Source organism: Pseudoxanthomonas mexicana, assembly GCF_001556105.1.
In the GTDB taxonomy this organism is placed as follows: domain Bacteria; phylum Pseudomonadota; class Gammaproteobacteria; order Xanthomonadales; family Xanthomonadaceae; genus Pseudoxanthomonas_A; species Pseudoxanthomonas_A mexicana_A.
In genome coordinates this window covers 1-1204 of record NZ_LSIF01000077.1, presented here as the reverse complement: position 1 = coordinate 1204, position 1204 = coordinate 1, and the positions used below count along the sequence as shown (strand labels likewise).

At 64.2% G+C, this 1204-nt stretch carries 1 pseudogene; it reads left to right on the top strand.

Annotated elements, in window-relative coordinates:
- Positions 1-128: 128 nt before the first annotated feature.
- Positions 129-1204 (top strand): annotated as a pseudogene (locus AX730_RS13780) (IS3 family transposase); the annotation flags it as partial.

Here is a 1204-nt window from a genome sequence, read left to right as displayed (position 1 = left end):
CGACGTCCCCCCGCTTTTGAGTAGCACGCCGGTTTGGAGTCCAATTCCCCAACCCCAGGAGATTGGACGTGAAGAAGCGCTTTTCCGAAGAACAGATCATTGGCTTTCTGCGTGAGGCCGACGCGGGCATGCCGATCAAGGAGCTGTGCCGCCGGCACGGTTTCAGCGAAGCCTCGTACTACCTGTGGCGCAGCAAGTTCGGCGGCATGACCGTGTCGGACGCGAAGCGGCTGAAGGAACTGGAGGCGGAGAACACCCGGCTGAAGAAGCTGCTGGCCGAGCAGATGTTCGAGAACGACGTCATCAAGGACGTTCTTCGAAAAAAGTCGTAACCGCACCGGCGCGGCGTGCGCTGGTGCGGGATCTGGTCGCCAAGGGATTGAGCGAGCGACGGGCCTTGGCGGCCGTCCGCATGAGCGCCAGCGCGTTGCGCTACGCGCCACGGCCGGACGGCAATGTCGAGTTGCGCGAGCGCATCCAGGCGCTGGCACAGCGGCACAAGCGCTATGGCGTGGGGATGATCCATCTCAAGCTGAGGCAGGCGGGGATGCTCGTGAACTACAAGCGCGTGGAACGGCTGTACCAGGAAGCACGGCTGCAGGTGCGGCGGCGCAAGCGGAAGAAGGTGCCGGTGGGCGAGCGGCAGCCGCTGCTGCGACCGACCGCGGCCAATCAGGTGTGGTCGATGGACTTCGTGTTCGACCGCACCGGCGAAGGTTGCGTGCTCAAGTGCCTGACGATCGTCGACGACGCCACGCACGAGGCCGTCGCCATAGAAGTCGAGCGCGCGATCTCCGGCCAGATGCTCACGCGCGTGCTCGATCGCCTGGCGCTCAGTCGCGGCTTGCCGCGGGTGATCCGCACCGACAACGGCAAGGAGTTCTGCGGCAAGGCGATGGTCGAGTGGGCGCACGGGCGCGGCGTGGATCTGCGCCTCATCGAGCCTGGCAAGCCAAACCAGAACGCCTACGTCGAGTCGTTCAACGGCCGGCTGCGCGACGAATGTCTCAACGAGCACTGGTTCACAAGCCTGCTGCAGGCGCGGACGGTCATCGAAATCTGGCGCAGGGAATACAACGAGGAAAGACCGAAGAAGGCACTTGGCGGGCTGACGCCCGCCGCCTACGCAAAGCAATTGGCAGAAGCTCAGCTACAGTAACCCCGGACTCCAAATGGTTCCGCTACTGAAAGCGGGGGGACGTCG